This window comes from Streptomyces sp. BBFR25, assembly GCF_044590125.1.
Lineage (GTDB): Bacteria > Actinomycetota > Actinomycetes > Streptomycetales > Streptomycetaceae > Streptomyces > Streptomyces canus_D.
In genome coordinates this window covers 409,769-430,274 of record NZ_CP172447.1, presented here as the reverse complement: position 1 = coordinate 430,274, position 20,506 = coordinate 409,769, and the positions used below count along the sequence as shown (strand labels likewise).

Here is a 20,506-nt window from a genome sequence, read left to right as displayed (position 1 = left end):
CGAGGGCCGTACAGGTCACAACCGCACAACAGGGCAAAGGTTGTCTGATGCGGCACTAGTGTGCTGCGCCAGAAATCCTGAGGGCTAGAGCGTGTCTCCTTGATCCGTTTGTTGGTTGATCGGATATGTCCGTCCGGCTAGTGATCACTGATGCGATGTGGGACCGGATCAAGCCGTTGATGCCGGCCGATCCGGTCCGCGGCCGACGGTGGGCCAACCATCGTCGAACCCTGGAGGCCATCGCGTGGAAGTACCGCACCGGCTCGCCTTGGCGGGACCTGCCGGACGAGCTGAGCTCATTCCAGACCGCTCACAAACGGCTGCTCAGGTGGGCTGCTGACGGTACCTGGGAACGTATCCTCGCCGCGCTCCTGGCAGCGGCCGACGGTGTTGACGACATCGGCTGGACTGTGTCGGTGGACTCCACCGTATGCCGGGCCCACCAGCACGCCGCCGGAGCCAGGAAAAGGGGGCACTACTTCAGGCTGAGCCGGATGACCATGTGCTCGGACGTTCCCGCGGCGGCCTGAGTACGAAAGTCCATCTCGTCAGTGATGGACACGCACGGCCGTTGGCACTCCGCGTCACGGCGGGACAGGCGGGCGACGCGCCGGCCTTCGAGGTGGTCATGGCGGGCATCCGTGTTCCGCGAAGCGGGCCAGGAAGACCGCGAACCCGGCCGGACGCCGTCCTGGCGGACCGCGCGTATTCATCCCGCGCGATCCGTGAGCATCTCCGGCGGCGAGGCATCCGTGCCGTGATCCCGCAGCCCGCCGACCAGGTCGTTCACCGTCTGCGTCGAGGTCGCGCCGGTGGCCGGCCGCCCGGCTTCGATGCGGAGGCGTACAAGCAGCGCAACGCGGTCGAGCGGTGTATCAATCGGTTCAAGCAGTGGCGTGGTCTGGCCATGCGAACGGACAAGCTCGCCATCGCCTACCAGGCAGCGCTCCACTTCGCTGCCATCCTCATCTGGGCCCGGGCGTAAGGACGTTGGGCCGCACCAATTGGAGAGGCACGTCCTCAGCCCAGCGTGGCAGCATGCGGCAATGGTCTTTCGACACCCCGACGGCGACTATGCGATCACCGCAATCTACTCCGTGCCCGATGACGCCTGGTATCTGGAACTGGATCTCGTGGCCGGGCAACGGAATCTCGTGACCGCAACCATCCCCGACGAGGATCCGGCACGGGAGCCGACACTGTGCTTCAACCCAAGCGCAGAACACACTGACGTCCCGTACGAAGTCATGCGCTGGTTCATGCACCAGGTCGATGAAGAGATCCGTAGCTCCCGTGCCTGGATGCGGCTGAGACCGGAGCTCGTCGAGATCGTCTATCAACTACGTCAGGAGCACATGGGCGTCATCGACGATGACGACTTTCCCCAGGTTCTGGCGGACGTGCGTACCAGGGTCCCTGAGGAGGACCTCCCCGCCGTTCTAGAGGCCGCCTTCGGGCCGAACCCTGACGGCACCACCATGAACCACCGCAAACGCCCCAGCCTGTAGGCGATCAAGGAGACACGCTCTAGTTCTACCCTGATGTCTGGCCGGTGGTTCCGACCTTGGTGAGGTAGTCGGCGAGGGAGTTGAGGATCTCGTCGGCTGTCTTGGTCCAGGTGGTTCTCGTTCCAGGTGTCGATCCATGCAGTGATGTCGTCCTCCAGCGCCTTCACGGAGGTGTGGACGCCGCGGCGGATGAGCTTGTCGGTGAGCAGGCCGAACCACCGTTCCACCTGGTTCATCCAGGAGGAGCCGGTGGGGGTGAAATGGACGTGGAAGCGGGGGTACCTGCTGAGCCACGTCCTTCGGCGGTGTTGTGGGTGGCGTAGTTGTCGCAGACGAGGTGAAGGTCGAGCCCGGCGGGCACCGCCTTGTCGATCCGGATCAGGAACTTCTTGAACTCGATCGCTCGGTGGCGGCGGTGCAGTGCCGATATGACGGTGCCGTCGGCGACGTTGAAGGCGGCGAACAGACTGGTGATGCCGTGCCGCAGATAGTCGTGGGTGCGGCGTTCGGGCATGCCTGGCGTCATCGGGAGCACCGGCTGGGGCCAATCCAGCGCCTGGATCTGGCTTTTCTCGTCCACGCAGAGCACGACCGCCTTTTCGGGCGGGTGGTGGTACAGGCCGACGACGTCGACGACCTTGGCGACGAACTGCGGATCGGTGGACAGCTTGAAGGAGTCCTGCAGGTGGGTCTTGAGGTCGAACCGCTTCCAGATCCGTCCGATCGTCGACTTCGACCTACCGGTGCGCTGGGCCATCGAGGCCCGTGACCAGTGCGTGGCCTGGCCCGGGACCGACTCCAGGGTGGCCACGACGACCTCCTCGACCTGGTCGAGGAGGATCGAGGGCGGTCGGCCCGAGCGCGGCTTGTCCTGCAGGCCATCGAGGCGTTTTGCGATGAACCGGGCCCGCCAGCGGTCCACGGTCGACCTGTCGATGCCGAGGTCGGCCGCGGCCTGCTGGTTCGTCCCGCCTTCCGCGCAGCGCAGCACGATCTTGGCTCGTAACGCGAGGAACTGGGCGGTCCTGGCCTGCCGTGCCCACTGCTGCAGCTGCCTGCGCTCAGCATCGTCGAGGATCAGGTCGGCCTTCGGCCGGCCGATCCAGCCGGCGTCCTCAAGCCTGGCCATCCGCTCTGCGGCGAAAGCCCGACGCCACTTGCCGACCGTCTTGGCCTGGACACCGACGAGTCCTGCGACAGCCGCGTTTGACATGCCGTCAGCAGACGCCAGGATGATGCGAGCCTTCTCGGCCGAGCGCCGGTGCGGCATTTTCGTCCGGCGCACCAACTCGGCGCGCTCTGATTCGGACAACGTGATCGCCACAGCAGAAGGACCCGGATGCGACGTGGCAACAGGGTACTTACTAACCATCAGGATTTCTGGCGCAGCACACTAGGAGTCGTCGTCGGTGCCGTCACGTCGAGGTCGGCGGCCAGATGGTTGCGTCCGCCCATGATCCGGCGATGCCGACGCTCGGGACGTAGGAGCCCGCGGTGTCGCAGACGCTCGGGCCTCAGGCGTGGACGCCGCTCTCCACACCGCCGATCAGCAGCCTGCGGCCATCGGGGCCGGTCGAGAAGTCGGCGGTGTAGGACTGCGGGACGGTCAGGACCGTCAGGATGTCGAGGTGTGAGGCGGCCGGTGCCTCGGGCTCGGATCCCACCTGAGCCGCACATCGACCTTCCTCGGCCCTCTGGCGTCGCTGCTGCTCACCTGATTGCCCTCCCGTTCCAGGTCACCGCGGGACGCTCCCGCACAGTCAGGTATGAGCCACCGCACCCTCGGTGGACGGCTCGTAGCCGTGCGTTTGCTCAGGACCGAGGCGCTGCGCTTCCGCGGGGCAGCCACAGGCGCTCAGGCGAGAGCCTGGAGGCCGGTGGGCCACAGCAGAGTGGTGGCCGCCCAGGTGAAGCCCGCGCCGAAGGCTGCCACGACGACTCGTTGTCCGGCTTTCAGCTGTCCGTCGATTGCGGCGTGACTCAGCAGCAGGGGGATCGAAGCCGCGGAAGTATTGCCGACCCGGGCGATGTTGGACGGTACGCGTTCGGCCGGAATCCCTAGGGCGTGGGCGGCTGCTGCACTGATGCGTGCGTTTGCTTGGTGGACGATCAGCCTGTCGATGTCCTGGGCGGTCCATCCCGCCGCGGTGGCTGCCTCTTGAGTCACCTGAGTGATGCGGCGCACAGCATGGCGGAATACCTCGTTTCCATTCATACGTACGTAGAGATTTTCCAGATCGGCGGTGGTACGTGAAGGGCTTCGGGACCCTCCGCCGGGGATGACGAGGGCGTCTGCGTGACCGCCGTCGCTGCCCCATGCGGCCGGTCCGACGGCTCCGGGTTCGTCGGCGTGTCCGGCTGTGAGTACGACTGCCCCCGCTCCGTCGCCGAAGATCGGCGCGGTGGATCGGTCGGCGGGGTCGATGACGGCCGACAGCTTCTCCGCTCCGATGACCAGTACGGTGCCGACGGTTCCCGCATGGATGAGTCCCGCTGCGACAGTCGTCGCGTAGACGAAGCCCGAGCATCCTGCACCGAGGTCGAAGGCAGACACCTGACACAGGCCGAGTCGGTGGGCGACCACCGGTGCGGTGCCGGGAACGTGATGGTCCGGAGTGGCGGTGGCCAGGATCACTGCGTCGACATGCTCGAGCTCGGCCGATTTCATCGCCCGGCTTCCTGCCTCCACGGCCAGGTCGCTGGTGGCAGTCGCCGGATCGGCGATGTGTCGCTCGGCAATGCCGATACGGGTGCGAATCCATTCATCCGTCGTGTCCAGGCGTGCTGCGAGGTCGGCGTTGCTCACCTTCAGCGGGGGCAGATAGGACCCCAGGCCGATCAACCGCGCGGCAGGCGCCGGTGCCGGAGGCATGGCTCTACGTGCAAAGATCAACGGCTTGTCTTCTCTGTCCGTTGAGCTACGAGGCTGACCAGGTCCTCCATGGTGGTCGGCTTCGCCAGCTCGTTCTCGGTGATCATGATGCCCAGTCGCTCTTCGAGAATCATCGACAGCTCGGTCACCGCCAGGGAGTCGATGCCCGCTTCCTCCAGCGTCGCCTGACGCGTGATCGATTCGGCCGGCAGGTTCCCCTGGTGGACGAGGATGCCTTTGACGAAGTCGAAATCGATGACGACTGCGGTATCACGGGCAGCCGCAGGGGCGGGGAGCGTAACGCCGGGGTGGGGAAGTCGCTCCGCTCGGCTGCCCGCCTGCGGTTCGTCTTCCGAGCGCGGGAGGTCGCCCACGGCGTCGTGGCACAGACGGGGCAGCTGGTCCAGCCCGGGGAGGGCCGCGTCGGTAACGAAGCAGATGCTGGTGGTTCCGTTGTAGCTGCAGGCCACGATCGACGCCGGGTGGTGCCGGGGGAGCCAGGTGAAGGGCTGGAGGCGGGTGACGGGGTCCTGCTTGTACCGCAACGGCCGGTGGACGGCCAGGTAGGACGTGCTGATGGTGGCCCGGTCGGGTGTGGTCAGCCGGGTGGCCAAAGCATGGAAGGCGCGTGCGGGGACGAGGTCCATCACGGAGCGCATGGCCTTGTGGCAGGCAGGGTCTTTCGCGGTGCGGGTTGCGGCGATGATCTGATCGAGGCGACCTTCGGCTGTCGGCTCGTGGCAGGGCAGAGGCGCGGGTGCGAAGGTGAAGAAGTTCCCCGGCCGGTCGTGTTCCTCGGCCCGCCGCAGATTGACCATCGTGATCGCTGGGAGCGTCCGGTCGGCGCCGCGGGTCCAGGATTGTGCAGCCCATGTGCGCAGGGCTCCGCTGAGGACGGCCAGGAAGCCGTCGTTCGTGTCACCGCCGCGGGCGGTGGCGGCTTGCCGCAGCCGCTGGGTGGGGACATCAGCCCAGTTGATGTCGCGATGGCCGGTCAGGGGCAGCTCGGTGTCGTTCCAGGTGTTGTTGACGGTGCTTACGGCGAGCATGCCGCGCACGGTGCTCAGGTAGGCCGCGGCGCCTGCCCGGAGAGCCGGGTGCCTGGTGGGCGCGGGTGCGGTGCCGAACAAGGCAGTCAGCGTACCGATCATGCCCATACCGTCCTGGGTGCTGTGGTGCGCTCGGAGGCAGATCGCGTAACGCTGCTCGGCGTACCCGGCCAGCAGCCAGACGTCCCACAACGGGCCCTCGGCGGGCAAGGGGTGCGCGACGAGGTCGGTCAGGGCTGTATCGAGGTGCTGGTCGCCTGGGGGGAGGTGCTGTTCGCGGACGCGGTGGTTGAGGTCGGGGGCTGGGTCGTGGTGCCAGCGCGCTTTGAGTCCGGGGCCGTGGAGGTAGTGGGTCAGGCGCGGTTGGTCTTTCAGGTGGGAGCTGACATGGGTGCGCAGTTCGCTGAGGGTTGGAGCGGTTCCTTCCAGGTGGAGGATCACTCCGATGGTCTGGGAGACCGTGGGACAGGCCTGGGTCATGTCGTGCATGGTCAGGTCCATGGGCGTGGGACGCAGGGGTACGGTCACGGGGTTCTCCGTGGTGGTGGTTCGGTGGGGGAGTGGGGCTCAGAGGTCAGGTCAGGGGCCAGTCGGTGCCCGCCGCACATCCCGTGCCCAGGCATCCGTTCCGGGCGGGGGAGTCGGTTTGGAGCGCGGTCTCATGGGGCCGTCCTCTGGGAGAGTTGCGCGTTGCCGTGCCGACGGCCTGGCACGGCAACGCGTGAGGGCCAGATGTGAGGGGTGAGGTGGTCCAGGGCGAGAAGAGTGAACGCGTCGGTCAGTACGGGGACGTGATACGGGAAGGGGCGCGGGCCGAGCATGTCGGGAATGGAGATGATGCTGCCGTCGGGACGCTGCTGTGTGAGCAGGTAGCCAGTGGCGTGTGCAGCGGGAGCAGGGTCGCGCTGTCCGGCCAGGATGATCAGGGCGTATGCGGTGCTGATGGCATCGCTTGAGGTGCCGTCTCTCTGTCCGAAGCCGCCGTCCGCGTTCTGTGTGCTCAGTACCAGGTCGGCGATCCGACCGCTCATCTCGTGCACCGCCGGAGAGGGCTGCGAGTGGTGGGTGGCGAGGTAGGCCCTGAAGAGGGTGTGCAGGCGACTGCCGCTCCAGCCGGGGGGAAAGGAGCCGTCAGGCATCTGACGGTCGGCGAGGAAGCGCAGGGCAGGCTGGATGAGGTGACGGTGGCGGACTCGGGTGCTGAGCGCGTTGATCGCGGCGGCGGTCATGCAGGCCTCGGAGGGAGTGCCCGCTCCGTAGGTGGGGAATCCGCCGTCGGCGCCGCGGACCGCGACCAGTGCGTCCAGGGCACGGTCGATCGGGTCGCGGTAGGCGACCGGGTCCAGCTGATGCAGGAACTCGACTGCGACGGTGGTGCAGTCCGTGTCGGAGAGCTCGGCGTGATCGGTGTACGACCAGCCGCCGTTCGCGTGCTGCACATGCACGAGGTGCTGGGCGATGCGGTGCGTCACCTCACGCGGTGCGTCGGCACCGCTCAGAGCGAGCCCTACGACGACGGTGCTCCATGTGTCGGTGTCCGTGACGAAGGGCAGGCCCCCGTCCTCCCGCTGATGCCTGAGGGCAGTACTCAGCCCGGCGTCGACGACACTGCCCATACCGGGGACGTCCACCAGGGCATGAAGGACCGACAGGTGAATGAAGAGGTTTCCCTCCCACACCCTTCCTGGACGTTGGGTGGATGCCAGTCGGGTGACGTCCTCCCCGCCGACCCGACTTCTGCCCGCCACCCGGCCCAGGATCGCGTTCACCGCAGCGGTCTGCACCGCGGCCCAGGGATGCAACGCCCTCACATCGACAGCATGGAGAGCGATGTCGGCATGGTCGGTGGCCACGCCCAGCATGGTGAAGATGGCCTGCGCCAGGGCTCGTTTGCGTGATCCCGTGAAGTCCGGCACCCGGCTGACAATGGCCTCCAGGGCCTGGCGACGCGCCGGCTGTGTGGTGACCCGGCCCAGGGCAGCGGCGGCTACGGTCCTGTCAATGAGGTCTTCGCTGTTCTGATGGCGCTCCAGGTAGCTCACGATGCGTGAACGCGCGTCGTGGTGGCCAGATCCACACCGGTCCAACAGCGCCAGGGCGAGCGCGGATTCGAGGACGCGGCTACGGCAGGCGTCGCGCACGGCGCCGTCCGCACCCACCCGGTTCAGCACGTGCACCAGAAGACGTCTGCGTCCGGCAGGCAGCGCTGCTGGGAAGTAGGACGACAGCCAGACCGGGCGGAGCTGCTTGGCGGCAGGGGGTCTCATCGGCGGGCCAGTCCTTGGAGGGCACGGGAGGGGCGGTGGAACGTGGGTCGGCAGGGGGAACGAGGGCAGTCACATCGGTCGGGATGCCCAGTGGGCATCGAAGCGATGGGTGACGCCAAGCCAGTGCAGCGTCGCGGTCACGAAGGAGCCGAGTGCCGCCACGTAACGCCGTACTCCCTCTCGCTCAGTCCCGGGAAGGGGCAACGCCGTCAGCGCGGCTGCCAGGGCACGGAAATCCCTGACACGGTCGTCGCGCATTGCCGTGGCCTGCTCGCGTGCCGAGGACAGGGAGCAGCCGCGCTCACGGCTCAGCACGGTCACCAGGTTGTCGCGGCCCTCCCGCACGTCGTCCTCGGCTGAGACCAGGTCATTGCTCCAGCCGGCCACATCGGCCACGGCTCGCCGCAGGCCCCTCATCAGGTCCTCCCCCATGGGCAGGTCGGGCCAGGGCGCGGCGGCGGTGCACTCCAGGATGTCTGCCAGAGGCAGGGCGGTGATGGTCCTGCGACGCCGCAGCACGTAGTCGCTGAGCCCCGTCGGGACCCGGTCGTTGCGGCCGGCGGCCTCTTCCTGCGTGGCCAGGGCGAAGTCGCGGTAGTCGGCAACGAACCGCTCCCGCCACTGAGTGGACATCCGCGGAGCCGTACGCCGCCACAAATCATCCAGGGCCTGCTCGAGCCCGCTGACGAATTCGGCAGGGCCACCGGTGATCACGTTCAGCAGCCGGGTGAACAGCGACGCGACCTCTTCCGGCCGGATTTCGACCAGGCTGCGATCGAACCGGTCGTCGACCAGGCAGATGAATGCCGCCCACTGCGCCGTCAGTTCCAGATCGGCGTCGCTCCCCTCCGGCACCGTCAGCTCAGCGAGTTTCCCCAGCCGCATGGCAAGCAGACGTTCTTCTTCGAAAGCGTCAACCACCAGGCTCGATTCCCGCGCCCATGCCAGCACCGCAGCGCCGGTCCTCTCAGCCCGGACCTCACTCAGCAGGTCGGCATTGACCAGGCCGGCACCAGTCTTCCGAAGCATTCGACTCAGCCCAACCCCGGTACCACATCGGCACGGCCCGCCGACGTGGCCAGGCTGCTCCCCGTGGGAGCCTGCGACGCGCCGAACGCCCGAGAGGACACCGCCGCACCGTTCGGCCTGAGCGTCGTGTCGAACGGCCCGCCCTCAACCGAGCCCGGCGAGTTCATGGGTGGCACGGTGACCGTGGTCTTCGACATGTCGTGCTCGCACGTGGAGAGATCGACCGGCAGAGCCGCTTCGGCCCCGACCGTCGCATCGCCAACAGTCGACAGGGAGACAAAGGCACTGGCGATCACCCTGCGACGTCGCATGAGCAAGCCTTCCGTTGGATGGCTGCCAGGATTGCCCATGACACCCCCAGCATCGGGTGAACGAACGTTTTCGCAGCGGAAGTTCACCTGAAGGCGTGAGGGGTGGGTCGCATGCGGCGATCGCACGCTGGTCCGTCGCGACGGTGTGCGCCGGGGCTGTATCAGCGCTTCACGCGGCTGCGTACGGCGAGGACGGCGAGACCGAGGAGGGCCGGTTCGACGAGGCGGGCGGTCATTCCGACGTATGTTCCGGTGGCGGTCAGGTGCTGTCCGGAGGCCCGGAAGATCACCGAGTTGGCCACCACTCTCAGGGACTTATCGAAGCGGCTGGCCGACAGGCGCTTTGTGTCGGGTCCTTCCGGGTTGGCAGGTGTTGTCGGTCTCCTGGTGGTCAGGGTGATGCGCCGGCCGTCGGTGGTGCCGGTACTGGCGGGGTCGGGGTCGGTCTGCGGCAGTTCGCACAGCATCATCGTCAGGACGGTGGCCGTCATCGGGCGGCATCGTGTCTGCCGGTAGCGGACCTCCCGCGCGGCGGCCTCCAGCGTCAGCGCGGTCTCGAACACGGCGTGGGAGAAGTCCACCGTTCCCGGAAGTCCACCGTTCCCGGGCAGACCAGCGGGCCGATCCGGTGCGCCGGAACACCGTCCCACGGAAGTCCACGCCGGCCTCCTCCGCCTGCGACTTGAAGCCCTGCAGCGTCTTGGGGCCCGAAGCGGCCGCGGCGTCCAGCACGGCGAGCACGTCCTGCGGCTGGTCGTCGAGGCGTGCTCCGGGGGAGATGCCCAGCCGGGACAGTCGCTCGACGAAGGCGGCGTCGGCGGGGTTCGGTGGGTTGTCCACCAGGAGCTGGTCGAGCCGCGCGAAATAGGTCCGGCCGCTGAGCCGATGGACCTGGCTGACGCGTGCGGTGACCGCGTCGAACCCGCCTGCGACGCTCAAGTCGGAGGGAGGGGTGTACTCCTCCGGATCCCCGGTCCACCGCGACAAGGGAGTCACTCTGGTGCCGTCCTGGAGCAGGTGGACGGCCGCGTGGTCCGAGGGCCCGGCCAGGAGGAAGGGCATGGTGGTGGACCCCTCCTGCCGGCAGCCGGGTGCGCCGACGGCATCGGACCACGCGTCGAGGATCGGCACCATCCCGTACCGGTCCCCGAAGTCCGGCAGGCTCAGGACCTTCCGTCGAGAGGCCCAGTCAGGCACTGGAGTACAGGGTGTCGGCGTTCGGGGAGACCACCTCGATTGAGGTGGCGTCGGGCGTGTGGCGCATGCAGCAGAACTGGTTGACCGGGGCCTTGCGCCGCTCGTCGTCCCGTGCGGCGACCGCCGTCACGACGTCCTTGGTCACCGCCGCGGTCACCAGCGGACAGCCATACAGCCACGCCTGCATCGCCAACCGCTCCGACTGCTCGTCCGCCATCGGCCTCTCCCGGCGCGCGTACCCGATCCCGCACTGACGCTAGGCAAGCCTTGCTCCGCCGCCCGCATCTCGGACGGGAAGCCACACCCACCACCGCCCCGCCACCTGACACCCGCTGTTCGGGTGGGTTCGACGCACACCGGCGCGTTGTCGCACCGTCCATCCGGCCGGTGGCGGAGCATGCTGCGCATGCTGTCCGGACTCCTGGCCAGACTGGTCAAACTGCTGCTCGGGCGCCACGGCAGTTCGCTGCACCTGAAGGCTTCGCGTGCCGCGACGGTCCTCCTGGTGATCGTGATCCTCGCGGGTTCGTACGTCGCCGTTCTCGCCGAGCGCGGCGCGCCGGGGGCTCAGCTGACCACCTATCCGCGGGCCTTGTGGTGGTCCGTGGAAACCGCGACGACCGTTGGATACGGCGACCTGTATCCCGTGACTTTGTGGGGACGGCTCGTGGCCGTGGTGGTGATGGTCGCCGGAATCACCTCCTTCGGTCTGGTCACCGCCGCACTGGCCACCTGGTTCGTCGGCAGGGAACAAGAACGCCAGGGCCACTTCGTGCGCCACACCGAGAAGGCCGCTGAGGAGGCGTACGCGCGGGCGACCCGCGCGCTGCACGAGCGCTTCGACCGGTTGGAGCGGATGCTCGGCGACAACCGTGGCGGTCCGTCCGCGTGACGGCGTCCGCGCGGTCTCGAAGGGGTCGTCCGGCGGACAGTCCTGCCGGCCTGTGTCGTGCCGTGGACGTCGGCGGTCAGGGCGGCCAGGTAGCCGTCCAGGAGCTCGACCTGCCGCTCCGGCGGGAATGCCGACGGGTCGAAGAGGGCCTGGACCACCAGCCCGAGCGCGAAGGACTGCGCGCTCGCCGCGACATGTGCGGGGTCGGAGAGCGCGGCGTCCCAGGACGAGACCCAGACGCGGTTGCTGTCGGTGGCCTCGGGGGTCAGCGGCAGGATGTCCAGCAGGGCGTCCCTGAGGGCGGCCGGGCCCCGGCCCGCACGGCGGCGGGGCGGGAGAGGGTGCGCTGCTCGAGCAGGTCGAGGGGGTGTTCGAGCAGGGCGCGCTTGGTGGGGAAGTAGTGCGTGAGCAGGCCCGTGGTAGCACCGAGTTCGGCCGCGACGGCGTGCAGGGGCAAGGCAGGCGAAACCGCGGGTTGCGGTCTGATCACGCGGGCCTGTGGCCTGCTGCTGGACTGAGCCTTCACAGCCCGGGGGGCTGCACCGGGCCGAATGGCACTGCCGGGCGGACAACGGCCGCAGTGCCGCGGTGGCCGAGAGGCTCGGCATGACCCTGGAGGGCGTGTGGCGCGAGGTGTGGCCGTACGGGGGTGCGCGCCACGACAAGCAGGTCTGGGCGGTCCCGGCCCCCGACTGGCGAGCCCACGGTGAGGCGACCGGCATCCGCGGTCAGGGCCAAGGCCAGGACCGGGACCGCGTGAGCGGGCCCCGGGAGACACGCGCAGGCTCGGCGGTCTGAGCATCCGTCACAGGACAGAGAACGCCGCCTCGGCCACCGTGAGCAGCCTTGGGCTCCGGTCCATCGGCCATGACCGGCAAGATGCCGGCCCGGTGCCGGTACCCGAGGCAAGCGGGGCCCGTCAGTGTGCGCGCCGGTTCGACCGTCGGCGCACGGTGAAGACGCAGGCGAGGATGCCGAGGGCCCAGGCGATCAGGAGGGCGCCCCACAGCGGCATGGTCACCATGGGGATGAGGAGGCGGATCTCGACACTCGAACGGTTCTCGAAGATGAAGATGAGGGCGATCGCGGTGATCAGGGTGAAGGGTATGAGGCGGCGGACCGCGGGGCGGGAAAGGAACGACTTGTGCGCCTTGTCTGTAGTTGCCTGAGTCATGGGTGTCTCTCCATCTCGTTGCCCCCAAGTCCAGCGTTCTCTCGGGGCACGGGTCGCGCCACCGGGGGGACCGCACCTGCCGGGCGGCGCTTGAGTCTCGCTAGTTTGTCCGGGGCCCGGTTCCTCCTGACGGGGCAGTGGTCGGCGCAGTGCCAGCCGGGCGACACGCGGCCAGTCGGCCGTCCGCCCAGGGGGCCTCGATCTACCGGGCCGGTGGCGGGGCACGCGGACGCGTAGGGCTCCGGGTGCACTGCGGCACACCACGGGACAGGGAAGGTCGACGTACTCCCCGTCGATGCCGACCGGCATGGTGGCGGTATCGGTCTCGACGAGGACTTCGTCGGCCGTGAGCCGGACGAGGCCCCCTGAGTGCGGTCGGCTCGCCAGGCGCGCCGCTTCGGCGGTGCTGGTGACCCGGACGCACGCCACACCGAGGAGTCCCGTGTCCAGCCGCCCCCTGCGCCCCGGATGCGACACGTCGACGGCCCGTCCATAGGGGTTGTTGCTGACGAGCAGTGCCCGCAGGCCGGCCATGTGCCGCCTGTCGGCCGTCATGCGCAAAGAGGGGGCCTCCTCGCCCGTGAGCAGTCCCGGGAGGGTCTGCAGGACCGTACGGGCTTTCGCGTCGCGGTAGGCGGGGTCGGTGACGACGGCCGCGTACGTGCCGAACGAGGCGTTGTTGACGAAGACGCGGTCCGCGGCGTACCCCAGGTCGACGCGGAGTTCCACACCTCCCGTCAGTGCTTCCAACGCCGCCACCGGATCGTCGCGGTCGAGGCCGAGGTCGAGGGCGAAGTGGTTGCGGGTTCCGGCCGGGATCACCGCGAACGGCACGTCATGGTGGGCGGCGACATCGGCGACCAGCGCCTGAGTGCCGTCGCCGCCCGCCACCCCCAGCAGGTCCGCTCCGTCGGCGACGGCCTGCCGGGCCAGCGCGGTGACGTCCTGGCCGGGGTCGAGCACGTGCACACGGCAACCAGCGGCCCGTGCCTCGTCCACCAGGCGGAACCGTTGCACCTTGCCGCCGCCGGATCGGCGGTTCATGAGCACCCAGGGGTGGCGGGGCGTTCCGGCGGCCTCTTCGGAGGCGCTGGGAGCAGGTGCCAGGGCCCGGCGTGCCGCGACGACGGCCAGGACCAGGAGGCCCGACGACAGCAGGGCGGGACCCAGCAGGCCGGCCGCGGCGTAAAGCGCGAGGACGGTGACAGGCGCGGCCACCGACAGAACTGTTCCGACGATGCGGGTGACACCGGTATGCGCCAGGACCCACCACACGCCGACGGCTGCGAGCACGAGTCCCGCGATGCCGATCAAGGCCCACAGCACGCTGCGGAGCCCGGCGGCGACGAGGGGCACCAGAATGCAGGCCAGCAGAGCCGATAGGGAGATGCGGGCGAGAGCGGTGCCGCCCTCGCCCTCCGGCGGTACGCCGCTTACGGGCCGCCGGCTCGGGTCCGCGCCTCGTGCATCCACGTGTCGCTCTTTCGCTCTGTCACACGTCTAGTCCGGAGTGCGTTCCCCGGACAGGTCGTAGAGGTTGCCGCCGGGCTTGATCACGCTCAGCGCCCAGATGATGAAGCCCGACATGGTGATCACCACGACGGACCACAGCGGGTAGTACGGCATGGAGAGGAAGTTGGCGAGGATCACGAGTGCGGCGATGACCACGCCGGACACGCGCGCCCACGTCGCGATCTTGAGCAGCCCGGCGCCGATGATCACTGCGAGTACGCCCAGGACGAGGTGGATCCAGCCCCAGCTGGTGAGGTCGAACTGGAAGACGTAGTCGGGCGTGGTGACGAAGACGTCGTCCTCGGCGATGGCCATGATCCCCCGAAGGAGGTCGAGGAGGCCGACGAGCAGGAGCATGACGGCGGCGAAGACGGTCAGGCCGGTCGCCCACGCCTGCCTCGGCGAGTGCGTCGGCCGGGTGTGTGTGGCGGTCATCGTGCGCCTCGATTCGTGGCGTGCGGATGGTCAGCGGGCGGAAGGACCGGGCGTGGAGGGGGCGTGGCCCGCAGGTTCCGCCATGCCGTGGCCGCTCAGGACCAGCTCCTTCGCCCTGCGGAACTCCTCGTCCGTGATGGCACCCTGATCCCGGATCTCGGAGAGCCGGGCCAGTTCGTCGACGCTGGTGCGCTGCCCGCCGCTCGCGGTCTTCCTGACGTAGGCGTTGAACTCCTCCTGGCGGGCGTGGGCGTGTGCCGTCTCTCGGCGGCCCATGTTCTTCCCGCGTGCGATGACGTAGACGAATACGCCGAGGAAGGGCAGGAGGAGGCAGAACACCAGCCAGCCGGTCTTGGACCAGCCGCTCAACTGGTCGTCGCGGAAGATGTCACCGATGATCCGGAAGAGCAGGACGAACCACATGATCCACAGGAAGACCAGAAGCATGGTCCAGAACACGTTGAGCAGTGGGTAGTCGTACGCCAGGTAGGTCTGTGCGTTCATGTCCGTCCTCCGTCCCGGGCGTGCCCGGCCGTCGTTGCGTACTGACCTCAGGGTGGTCATGGGGCTCGGCGCCCGGCATCACCCGGCACGGGTGAGTTGGCCGCCGGACCGGCCGACCGGTGCTCTGCCCGGTGCCACCACGGTCGTTCACGGGGCTGTCTGTCCGGCGCGTCGACGGAGGTGCCGATCCGGCGGCTGCCGCCAGGACTGCCGGCCCGGGTGGTGGGGCCATCGACGTTCCTTCCACCGGTCCGCGGTCAGGTCATGGAGCGGGCGGGCCTGCTTTCGGGGGGCGTGCCCCGCGCAACGCGGACCGCCACCCCAGGGCGGTCACCGCCTCGGCCAGACCGAGCAGGACCAGCCAAAGGCCGAGAAGCCGGGTCAGGGCGCGGGCCGATTCCGCGGGCAGCGCGAGGACGACGATCCCGGCGACGACCGCGAGTACCGCCATCCCCATGACGAGGCCGCGGTGCGGCAGGTTCCCGGTGACCAGGGAGGCGTAGAGGGTGAGGATGCCGGACACCAGCCAGACCATGCCGACGATCAGCGACAGCGCGGCGATGGTCTGCAGCGGACTGCGCAGACACAGCACCCCGGCCAGCACGTACAGCACGGCCAGCAGGAGCCCGGGCAGCCGCTCGTGTCCCTCCCGCGCGAAGACGGCTACGAACCGGAACACACCGGTCAGCAGCAGATACAGACCTATGAGAACGGCCAGGACATGCAGGGTCGCCTCCGGCCACACCAGGACCAGGACGCCCGGAACCAGCGTGGCGACGGCCGATCCCATGAGCCAGGTCCAGGAACGGCCGAGCCGGGTGAGGACGTGCGCAGGGTCGTCCATGGCTCCCGGGACCGCCCTGCCGGACCCGCCTCCCCGGCCGGGGGGTTCCGCCGCGTCTCGGGGCACGGTCATGGCGCCTCCTCGTGGGCCGGCCGGTCGTCGCCGGACCTCCCGACAGGGACGGCCGGCGAGCGCCGGAGGACTGGTACGGGTCCGCTCCAGGGTCAGGGCCGGCACTGAGGGCCGGGGTCACCCGTGAGGGGTGATCCCGTCCTGCCCGCGAGGCAGTGAGGTGGGATTCGGGAACATCTGCTCACGGGCCCGGACGAGACGAAGAGACGTGAGATGAGCGATACGACCTCAGGAGGCAGCGGGGGCCACACCTCGTCCGGACCGCCCTCACGTGGCGGGCTCCGTTCTCGCCGAGCCGCCGGGGCGGTCACGGTCGCGCGCGCTGTGTCCGTCGCCGTCGGGCTCGTCACCGCCTACTACCTGCTGCCCCTGGACGAGCGGCTCACGGCCGGTACGTCGGTGCTGCTGGTGTGCGGCCTGCTCGTAGTCCTCGTGGTGTTCTGCTGGGAAGTGCGGGCCATCGCGCGTTCCCCTCATCCGCGTCTGAGAGCCGTCGAGGGCCTGGCCGCGACGCTGGTGCTCTTCCTGGTCCTCTTCGCCGGCTCCTACTACCTGCTGGACCGCTCCGCGCCCGGCTCGTTCAGCGAGCCGCTGAACAGGACGGACGCGCTGTACTTCACCCTGACCACCTTCGCCACCGTCGGCTTCGGTGACATCACGGCACGCTCCCAGACGGGGCGGGTGCTCACGATGGTGCAGATGGCGGGAGGCCTGCTGCTCGTCGGTGTCGCCGCCCGGGTGCTCGCGAGTGCGGTGCAAGCAGGGCTGAACCGCCGGCGCCGGGAGCCGACGGCTGCGCCGAGCTCCGGGGCCGGGTCCGTGGAAGAACCGGAGGCCGGACCATGACGATACCCAGCGCCTTCACCGCCGCCCTGCCGCCGGCCGAGCGAGCCGCGTACGGCAGGAAGGCCCGTAAGCGGGCCTCGCGTTCGTGCCACGGCTGGTACGAGACGGGGCAACGGAGGAGCGACCCGGTCGACCTGCTGGAGCGCCAGTCCGGCGAGCGCGTCCCGGCACTCGTGCCGATCCGCTACGGCCGCATGATGGAGTCGCCATTCCGCTTCTATCGCGGTGCGGCGGCGATCATGGCGGCGGACCTGGCACCCCTGCCCAACAGCGGACTCCAGGTGCAATTGTGCGGGGACGCGCACCCGTTGAACTTCCGGCTCCTGGCCTCACCGGAGCGCCGCCTCGTCTTCGACATCAACGACTTCGACGAGACGCTGCCCGGCCCTTTCGAATGGGACGTCAAACGTCTTGCGGCGGGGTTCGTGATCGCGGCCCGGGCGAACGGCTTCTCGCCCAAGGAGCAGAACCGCACCGTACGGGCCTGTGTGCGGGCCTACCGGGAGCGCATGCGGGAGTTCGCGGGCATGCCGACCCTGGACGTCTGGTACGCCCAGGAGGACGCCGACCACGTACGGCAACTGCTGGCGACCGAGGCCGCGGGGAAAGCGGAGCACCAGCTCAGGGACGCTGCTGTGACAGCACGCACACGTACCCACATGAGAGCGTTCGCGAAGCTCACCCGCGTCACGGCCGAAGGCCGGCGCATCACCCCCGACCCGCCGCTGATCACCCCGCTCGGCGATCTGCTCACCGACCCGGCCGAGGCCGGCCGGGAGAAGGAACTGCGGTCCGTCGTGAACGGCTATGCACGGTCACTGCCACCCGAGCGCCGGCACCTGCTGCGTCACTACCGTCTGGTGGACATGGCTCGCAAGGTGGTCGGTGTCGGGAGCGTCGGCACCCGCTGCTGGGTACTGCTCCTGCTCGGCAGGGACGACGACGATCCGTTGCTGCTCCAGGCCAAGGAAGCCTCGGAATCGGTGCTGGCGGCCCACACGGGTGGCGCACGCCACGACAACCAGGGCCGCCGGGTCGTGACCGGCCAACGCTTGATCCAGACCACCAGCGACATCTTCCTGGGCTGGACGCGCGTCACCGGTCTCGACGGGAAGGGCCGGGACTTCTACGTGCGCCAGCTGTGGGACTGGAAGGGCATCGCGCGGCCGGAGACCATGGGTCCCGACCTGCTCTCCCTCTTCGCCCGGCTGTGCGGGGCCTGCCTTGCGCGGGCCCACGCTCGCTCCGGTGACCCCGTCGCGCTCGCCGCGTATCTGGGTGGCAGCGATCGTTTCGACCGCGCGCTCACCGAGTTCGCCCAGTCCTACGCCGACCAGAACGAACGCGACCACGAAGCCCTGCGGGCGGCCTGCCGCTCCGGCAGGGTCACGGCCGTCCGGTTGTGAGGCCGAACCGGGAACGGCGAGCGGGTCGCCACACACCGCCGGTCGGCGTCATTGTGGAAGCTGCCGCATCTCCATGACGCGCAGGCCCAGGGACTGACAGCGGGTGAGCAATCCGTACAGATGGGCATCGTCGATCACTGTGCCGAACAGGACGGTCTGGCCGGACATGACGACGTGCTCCAGTTCCGGGAACGCGTTGGCCAGCGTCTCCGACAGGTGTCCCTCGATTCGGATCTCGTAGCGCACGAGCGGTCCTTCCACCGGACGGGCTCGGCACACGGTCCGGGGAGTCGGGGCGGACGGTGTTCTCTGTGACGATCGTGCGCCTCGGCGCCCTCCGGCGCCCTCACCCGGTAGAGGTGACTCCGGCCGCAGTGCCACTGCCTTTCAGTGCGTCACTGCGATCTTGACGACGACGATCACTAGACCGAGGAGCACGTTGACCGTTGCGGTGGTGGCCACCAGCCGGCGCGAGGCGCCCGCGCGGTGCGCCGCGGCGACGGACCAGCCCACCTGTCCGGCGACGGCGACGGACAGCGCCAGCCACAGGGCGCCCTGGACGCCCAGCCCCAGCACGGGACTGACGGCGATCGCCGCGGCCGGAGGCACGGCGGCCTTCACGATCGGCCACTCCTCGCGGCACACACGCAGGATCACCCGCCGGTCCGGCGTGCGCCGCGCGAGACGTGCTCCGAACAGCTCGGCGTGGACGTGGGCGATCCAGAACACCAGGCTGGTGAGCAGCAGCAGCAGAACCAGTTCGGCGCGGGGGAACGAGCCCAGGGTGCCGGCACCGATCACGACGGAGGCCGCGAGCATGGAGCCGTAGACACCGCCGGTGTAGTCCGCGTGGGCCCGGTGTGCGGCCCGCCGCTCCCGCCGGTCCGCAGACCGCCCTGTCCTGGTCTCGTCTGCGGTCACCTGTGTCTCCTCCGTGCTCGGCCCGTCGGTCCGGTCGGCCCGGTTGTCCGGGGCCCGGTAACGGGTTCGGGTTCGGACGGGCGGCCTGCGCGGGCGGTCGGAAGACGCGCGGTGACCAGGAAACTCGCGAGCGCGACGCCGCCCGTGGCCAGGATCGCCGCCTTCAGCCCCTCCAACTGTGCGGAGGCGTAGGAGTCCGCCAGGGCGTCGACCTCGGACGGCGGCAGCCCGGCCTCCTCGGCCGCGGAACGCACCTGCTCGGTCGGGACGAAGGTGATCCCGGCCTCCAGACGGACCCCGACCTCGTCCCGGGCGGCCGGGGACAGCCGGGGGTCGTCCGCGACCTGGGTGGTGAAGGCGCCTGCCAGCGCGCCGACCAGGATCGAGCCGATGAGCGCGGTGCCCAGCGACGAGCCCAGATTCTGGGCCGTGAACTGCAGCCCTCCGGCCTCGCTGCGCTCCTCCTCACCCACACCGGACTGCACGACGTTGCCGAGCTGCGAGGCGAGCAGACCGACGCCCACCCCCAGCACGGCCATGGCCCCGGCGAACTGCGCGTCGTCGATGACCGGGTCGATCGTGGCCAGCAGCCACACCACGGCCGCCGCCAGAATCACCAGGGCCAGCCGCACCACCCGGCGCGGTCCCATCCTGCGCCCCAGCGCGGACCCGCACAGGGAGGTCACCAGCATGGTGGCCGACACCGGCAGCAGGCGCAGCCCTGTCTGGAAGGCGTTGAAGCCCTGCACCACCTGGAGGTAGAGCGGGATGGCGAAGAACAGGCCGAGGAGGATGAGGTTCTGGCTGAGCAGCGTCGTGAGGCCGGCCCGCAGTACGGGCCTGCCCAGCAGGGACAGGTGCACCAGAGGGTCGGCTCCCCGGGTCTCCCGCCGCCGTTCCCAGCCCCGGAACAGGGCCAACACGGCGATTCCGGCACCGACGACGAACAGGGTGGGGGAGAAGCCAAGGACGGTGAAGGGAGGGTTGCGAGGCTCGACCCACCCCCAACTGCTGCTCTGCAGCACCCCGAGCACGCCCAGCCCCAGCCCGGCGGCGGAGAGCGCCGCGCCGACCCCGTCCAGCCGGGGGCGCTTCGCGGCCGGGGCGGGTGTCGCGATCACCCGTCGGCACAGCAGCACGGCGACGACGACGAGTACCTCACCGGCGAAGACCAGTCGCCAGGTGAGGTAGGTCGTCATCCAGCCGCCCAGCAGCGGGCCGACCGCGATCCCGGCGCCGGCGAGCCCCCCGATCACCGCGTAGGCGACGGCCCGGTCCCGTCCGCGATACGCCTCCGCGACCAGCGCCGCCATGGCCGGCAGCACCAAGGCCGCCCCGAGCCCTTCGACGACGGACCAGCCCAGCGTGAGGACCCACAGCGTGGGCGCCACGGCCGTCACGGCCGAGCCGACCCCATACACGGCCAGTCCCGCGAGGAACATGCGGCGCCGGCCCAGGATGTCCCCGAGCCGGCCACCGATGAGTATGAACGCCGCCATGACCAGCGCGTACAGGGTGATGACGGCCTGGATGGCGGTGACCTCCGTGTGGAAGTCCTCGACCAACTGGCTGATCGACACGTTCATCACGGAGGTGTCCAGAACCATCAGGAACTGGGCCGTACCGAGGACTGCCAGGGCCCGCCAGTGCTTCAAGTCGTCTCACCT

Annotated in this window: 21 protein-coding genes and 3 pseudogenes; 6 read left to right on the top strand and 18 right to left on the bottom strand. The window is 69.4% G+C overall.

The features are described 5' to 3' along the window. Positions 1-125: 125 nt before the first annotated feature. Positions 126-985 (top strand): IS5 family transposase gene (locus ACGH52_RS01820; RefSeq protein WP_399937020.1). Its coding sequence is split into 2 segments (ribosomal slippage): positions 126-474 and positions 474-985, totalling 861 coding nucleotides; the frame shifts between segments, so codons are not numbered across the junction. A 61-nt stretch (positions 986-1,046) separates the two neighbouring features. Continuing rightward, positions 1,047-1,508 (top strand): hypothetical protein, encoded by a 462-nt coding sequence (locus ACGH52_RS01815; RefSeq protein ID WP_399937017.1) that lies wholly within the window; start codon positions 1,047-1,049, stop codon positions 1,506-1,508. Between the two features lie 25 nt (positions 1,509-1,533). Here ACGH52_RS01815 and ACGH52_RS01810 read toward each other — a convergent pair. The 10 genes and pseudogenes from ACGH52_RS01810 to ACGH52_RS01765 all read right to left on the bottom strand — a co-directional run bounded on the left by ACGH52_RS01810 (position 1,534) and on the right by ACGH52_RS01765 (position 10,450). After that, positions 1,534-2,832: pseudogene (locus tag ACGH52_RS01810) on the bottom strand (IS630 family transposase). 190 nt (positions 2,833-3,022) lie between these two features. Continuing rightward, positions 3,023-3,172 (bottom strand): hypothetical protein, encoded by a 150-nt coding sequence (locus ACGH52_RS01805; RefSeq protein ID WP_193777880.1) that lies wholly within the window; start codon positions 3,170-3,172, stop codon positions 3,023-3,025. A 191-nt stretch (positions 3,173-3,363) separates the two neighbouring features. Continuing rightward, positions 3,364-4,401 (bottom strand): beta-ketoacyl-ACP synthase III, encoded by a 1,038-nt coding sequence (locus ACGH52_RS01800; protein ID WP_399937013.1) that lies wholly within the window; start codon positions 4,399-4,401, stop codon positions 3,364-3,366. Next, positions 4,398-5,957, bottom strand: coding sequence for a wax ester/triacylglycerol synthase domain-containing protein (locus ACGH52_RS01795; RefSeq protein ID WP_399937011.1), 1,560 nt, complete (start codon positions 5,955-5,957; stop codon positions 4,398-4,400). The genes ACGH52_RS01800 and ACGH52_RS01795 overlap by 4 nt, the downstream gene beginning before the upstream one ends. A gap of 131 nt (positions 5,958-6,088) precedes the next feature. Beyond that, positions 6,089-7,606 (bottom strand): prenyltransferase/squalene oxidase repeat-containing protein, encoded by a 1,518-nt coding sequence (locus ACGH52_RS01790; protein ID WP_399937009.1) that lies wholly within the window; start codon positions 7,604-7,606, stop codon positions 6,089-6,091. Between the two features lie 159 nt (positions 7,607-7,765). Next, the gene (locus ACGH52_RS01785) at positions 7,766-8,725 is read right to left on the bottom strand and encodes a terpene synthase family protein (RefSeq protein ID WP_399937008.1); all 960 of its coding nucleotides are present in this window, start codon (positions 8,723-8,725) and stop codon (positions 7,766-7,768) included. A gap of 5 nt (positions 8,726-8,730) precedes the next feature. Continuing rightward, on the bottom strand, positions 8,731-9,036 hold the full coding sequence (locus ACGH52_RS01780; protein ID WP_399937006.1) for a hypothetical protein: 306 nt from the start codon (positions 9,034-9,036) through the stop codon (positions 8,731-8,733). Positions 9,037-9,197: 161 nt separating this feature from the next. After that, entirely contained in the window at positions 9,198-9,617 is a 420-nt protein-coding gene (locus tag ACGH52_RS01775; RefSeq protein WP_399947046.1) for a hypothetical protein, read from the bottom strand. 505 nt (positions 9,618-10,122) lie between these two features. Beyond that, positions 10,123-10,170, bottom strand: a pseudogene (locus ACGH52_RS01770) (hypothetical protein); the annotation flags it as partial. 55 nt (positions 10,171-10,225) lie between these two features. Beyond that, positions 10,226-10,450 carry a DUF1254 domain-containing protein gene (locus ACGH52_RS01765; RefSeq protein WP_076977933.1) on the bottom strand — a complete coding sequence of 75 codons (225 nt, stop codon included), beginning with the start codon at positions 10,448-10,450 and terminating at the stop codon, positions 10,226-10,228. 189 nt (positions 10,451-10,639) lie between these two features. Here ACGH52_RS01765 and ACGH52_RS01760 point away from each other — a divergent pair, with 189 nt between their 5' ends. After that, positions 10,640-11,125: a potassium channel family protein gene (locus tag ACGH52_RS01760; protein WP_059302809.1), complete on the top strand. Its 486-nt coding sequence runs from the start codon at positions 10,640-10,642 to the stop codon at positions 11,123-11,125. Positions 11,126-11,196: 71 nt separating this feature from the next. Here the strand turns inward: ACGH52_RS01760 and ACGH52_RS01755 are convergent. Next, positions 11,197-11,604, bottom strand: a pseudogene (locus ACGH52_RS01755) (TetR family transcriptional regulator C-terminal domain-containing protein); the annotation flags it as partial. A gap of 109 nt (positions 11,605-11,713) precedes the next feature. Here ACGH52_RS01755 and ACGH52_RS01750 point away from each other — a divergent pair. Then, positions 11,714-11,923, top strand: a complete 210-nt coding sequence (locus tag ACGH52_RS01750; protein WP_399937004.1) for a hypothetical protein — start codon at positions 11,714-11,716, stop codon at positions 11,921-11,923. A gap of 121 nt (positions 11,924-12,044) precedes the next feature. On the opposite strand, the gene ACGH52_RS01745 is transcribed toward ACGH52_RS01750, so the two are convergent. From ACGH52_RS01745 to ACGH52_RS01730, 4 genes are all read right to left on the bottom strand, one after another. Beyond that, positions 12,045-13,772 carry a diacylglycerol kinase family protein gene (locus ACGH52_RS01745; protein ID WP_079252750.1) on the bottom strand — a complete coding sequence of 576 codons (1,728 nt, stop codon included), beginning with the start codon at positions 13,770-13,772 and terminating at the stop codon, positions 12,045-12,047. Positions 13,773-13,799: 27 nt separating this feature from the next. After that, a complete protein-coding gene (locus ACGH52_RS01740; protein WP_076977931.1) occupies positions 13,800-14,246 on the bottom strand; it encodes a hypothetical protein in 447 nt (148 codons plus the stop codon). 30 nt (positions 14,247-14,276) lie between these two features. Continuing rightward, the gene (locus ACGH52_RS01735; RefSeq protein WP_399937002.1) at positions 14,277-14,750 is read right to left on the bottom strand and encodes an SHOCT domain-containing protein; all 474 of its coding nucleotides are present in this window, start codon (positions 14,748-14,750) and stop codon (positions 14,277-14,279) included. A gap of 262 nt (positions 14,751-15,012) precedes the next feature. Then, entirely contained in the window at positions 15,013-15,666 is a 654-nt protein-coding gene (locus tag ACGH52_RS01730; protein WP_399937001.1) for an HdeD family acid-resistance protein, read from the bottom strand. 213 nt (positions 15,667-15,879) lie between these two features. Here ACGH52_RS01730 and ACGH52_RS01725 point away from each other — a divergent pair, with 213 nt between their 5' ends. Then, a complete protein-coding gene (locus ACGH52_RS01725; protein WP_076977929.1) occupies positions 15,880-16,512 on the top strand; it encodes a potassium channel family protein in 633 nt (210 codons plus the stop codon). After that, positions 16,509-17,918: a DUF2252 domain-containing protein gene (locus ACGH52_RS01720; protein ID WP_399936999.1), complete on the top strand. Its 1,410-nt coding sequence runs from the start codon at positions 16,509-16,511 to the stop codon at positions 17,916-17,918. The genes ACGH52_RS01725 and ACGH52_RS01720 overlap by 4 nt, the downstream gene beginning before the upstream one ends. Before the next feature lie 48 nt (positions 17,919-17,966). On the opposite strand, the gene ACGH52_RS01715 is transcribed toward ACGH52_RS01720, so the two are convergent. The 3 genes from ACGH52_RS01715 to ACGH52_RS01705 all read right to left on the bottom strand — a co-directional run bounded on the left by ACGH52_RS01715 (position 17,967) and on the right by ACGH52_RS01705 (position 20,494). Continuing rightward, the gene (locus ACGH52_RS01715; RefSeq protein ID WP_059302775.1) at positions 17,967-18,164 is read right to left on the bottom strand and encodes a hypothetical protein; all 198 of its coding nucleotides are present in this window, start codon (positions 18,162-18,164) and stop codon (positions 17,967-17,969) included. Positions 18,165-18,305: 141 nt separating this feature from the next. Then, positions 18,306-18,839 carry a hypothetical protein gene (locus ACGH52_RS01710; RefSeq protein ID WP_076977927.1) on the bottom strand — a complete coding sequence of 178 codons (534 nt, stop codon included), beginning with the start codon at positions 18,837-18,839 and terminating at the stop codon, positions 18,306-18,308. Next, a complete protein-coding gene (locus tag ACGH52_RS01705; protein ID WP_399936996.1) occupies positions 18,836-20,494 on the bottom strand; it encodes an MFS transporter in 1,659 nt (552 codons plus the stop codon). Before ACGH52_RS01705 ends, ACGH52_RS01710 begins: the two co-directional genes overlap by 4 nt. Positions 20,495-20,506: the final 12 nt, after the last annotated feature.

Coding starts and splice junctions, on each gene's coding strand:
- ACGH52_RS01815 (WP_399937017.1), top strand. CDS start 1,047: ATGGTCTTTCGACACCCCGACGGCGACTATGCGATCACCGCAATCTAC.
- ACGH52_RS01785 (WP_399937008.1), bottom strand. CDS start 8,725: ATGCTTCGGAAGACTGGTGCCGGCCTGGTCAATGCCGACCTGCTGAGT.
- ACGH52_RS01780 (WP_399937006.1), bottom strand. CDS start 9,036: ATGCGACGTCGCAGGGTGATCGCCAGTGCCTTTGTCTCCCTGTCGACT.
- ACGH52_RS01765 (WP_076977933.1), bottom strand. CDS start 10,450: ATGGCGGACGAGCAGTCGGAGCGGTTGGCGATGCAGGCGTGGCTGTAT.
- ACGH52_RS01760 (WP_059302809.1), top strand. CDS start 10,640: ATGCTGTCCGGACTCCTGGCCAGACTGGTCAAACTGCTGCTCGGGCGC.
- ACGH52_RS01740 (WP_076977931.1), bottom strand. CDS start 14,246: ATGACCGCCACACACACCCGGCCGACGCACTCGCCGAGGCAGGCGTGG.
- ACGH52_RS01735 (WP_399937002.1), bottom strand. CDS start 14,750: ATGAACGCACAGACCTACCTGGCGTACGACTACCCACTGCTCAACGTG.
- ACGH52_RS01730 (WP_399937001.1), bottom strand. CDS start 15,666: ATGACCGTGCCCCGAGACGCGGCGGAACCCCCCGGCCGGGGAGGCGGG.
- ACGH52_RS01725 (WP_076977929.1), top strand. CDS start 15,880: ATGAGCGATACGACCTCAGGAGGCAGCGGGGGCCACACCTCGTCCGGA.
- ACGH52_RS01720 (WP_399936999.1), top strand. CDS start 16,509: ATGACGATACCCAGCGCCTTCACCGCCGCCCTGCCGCCGGCCGAGCGA.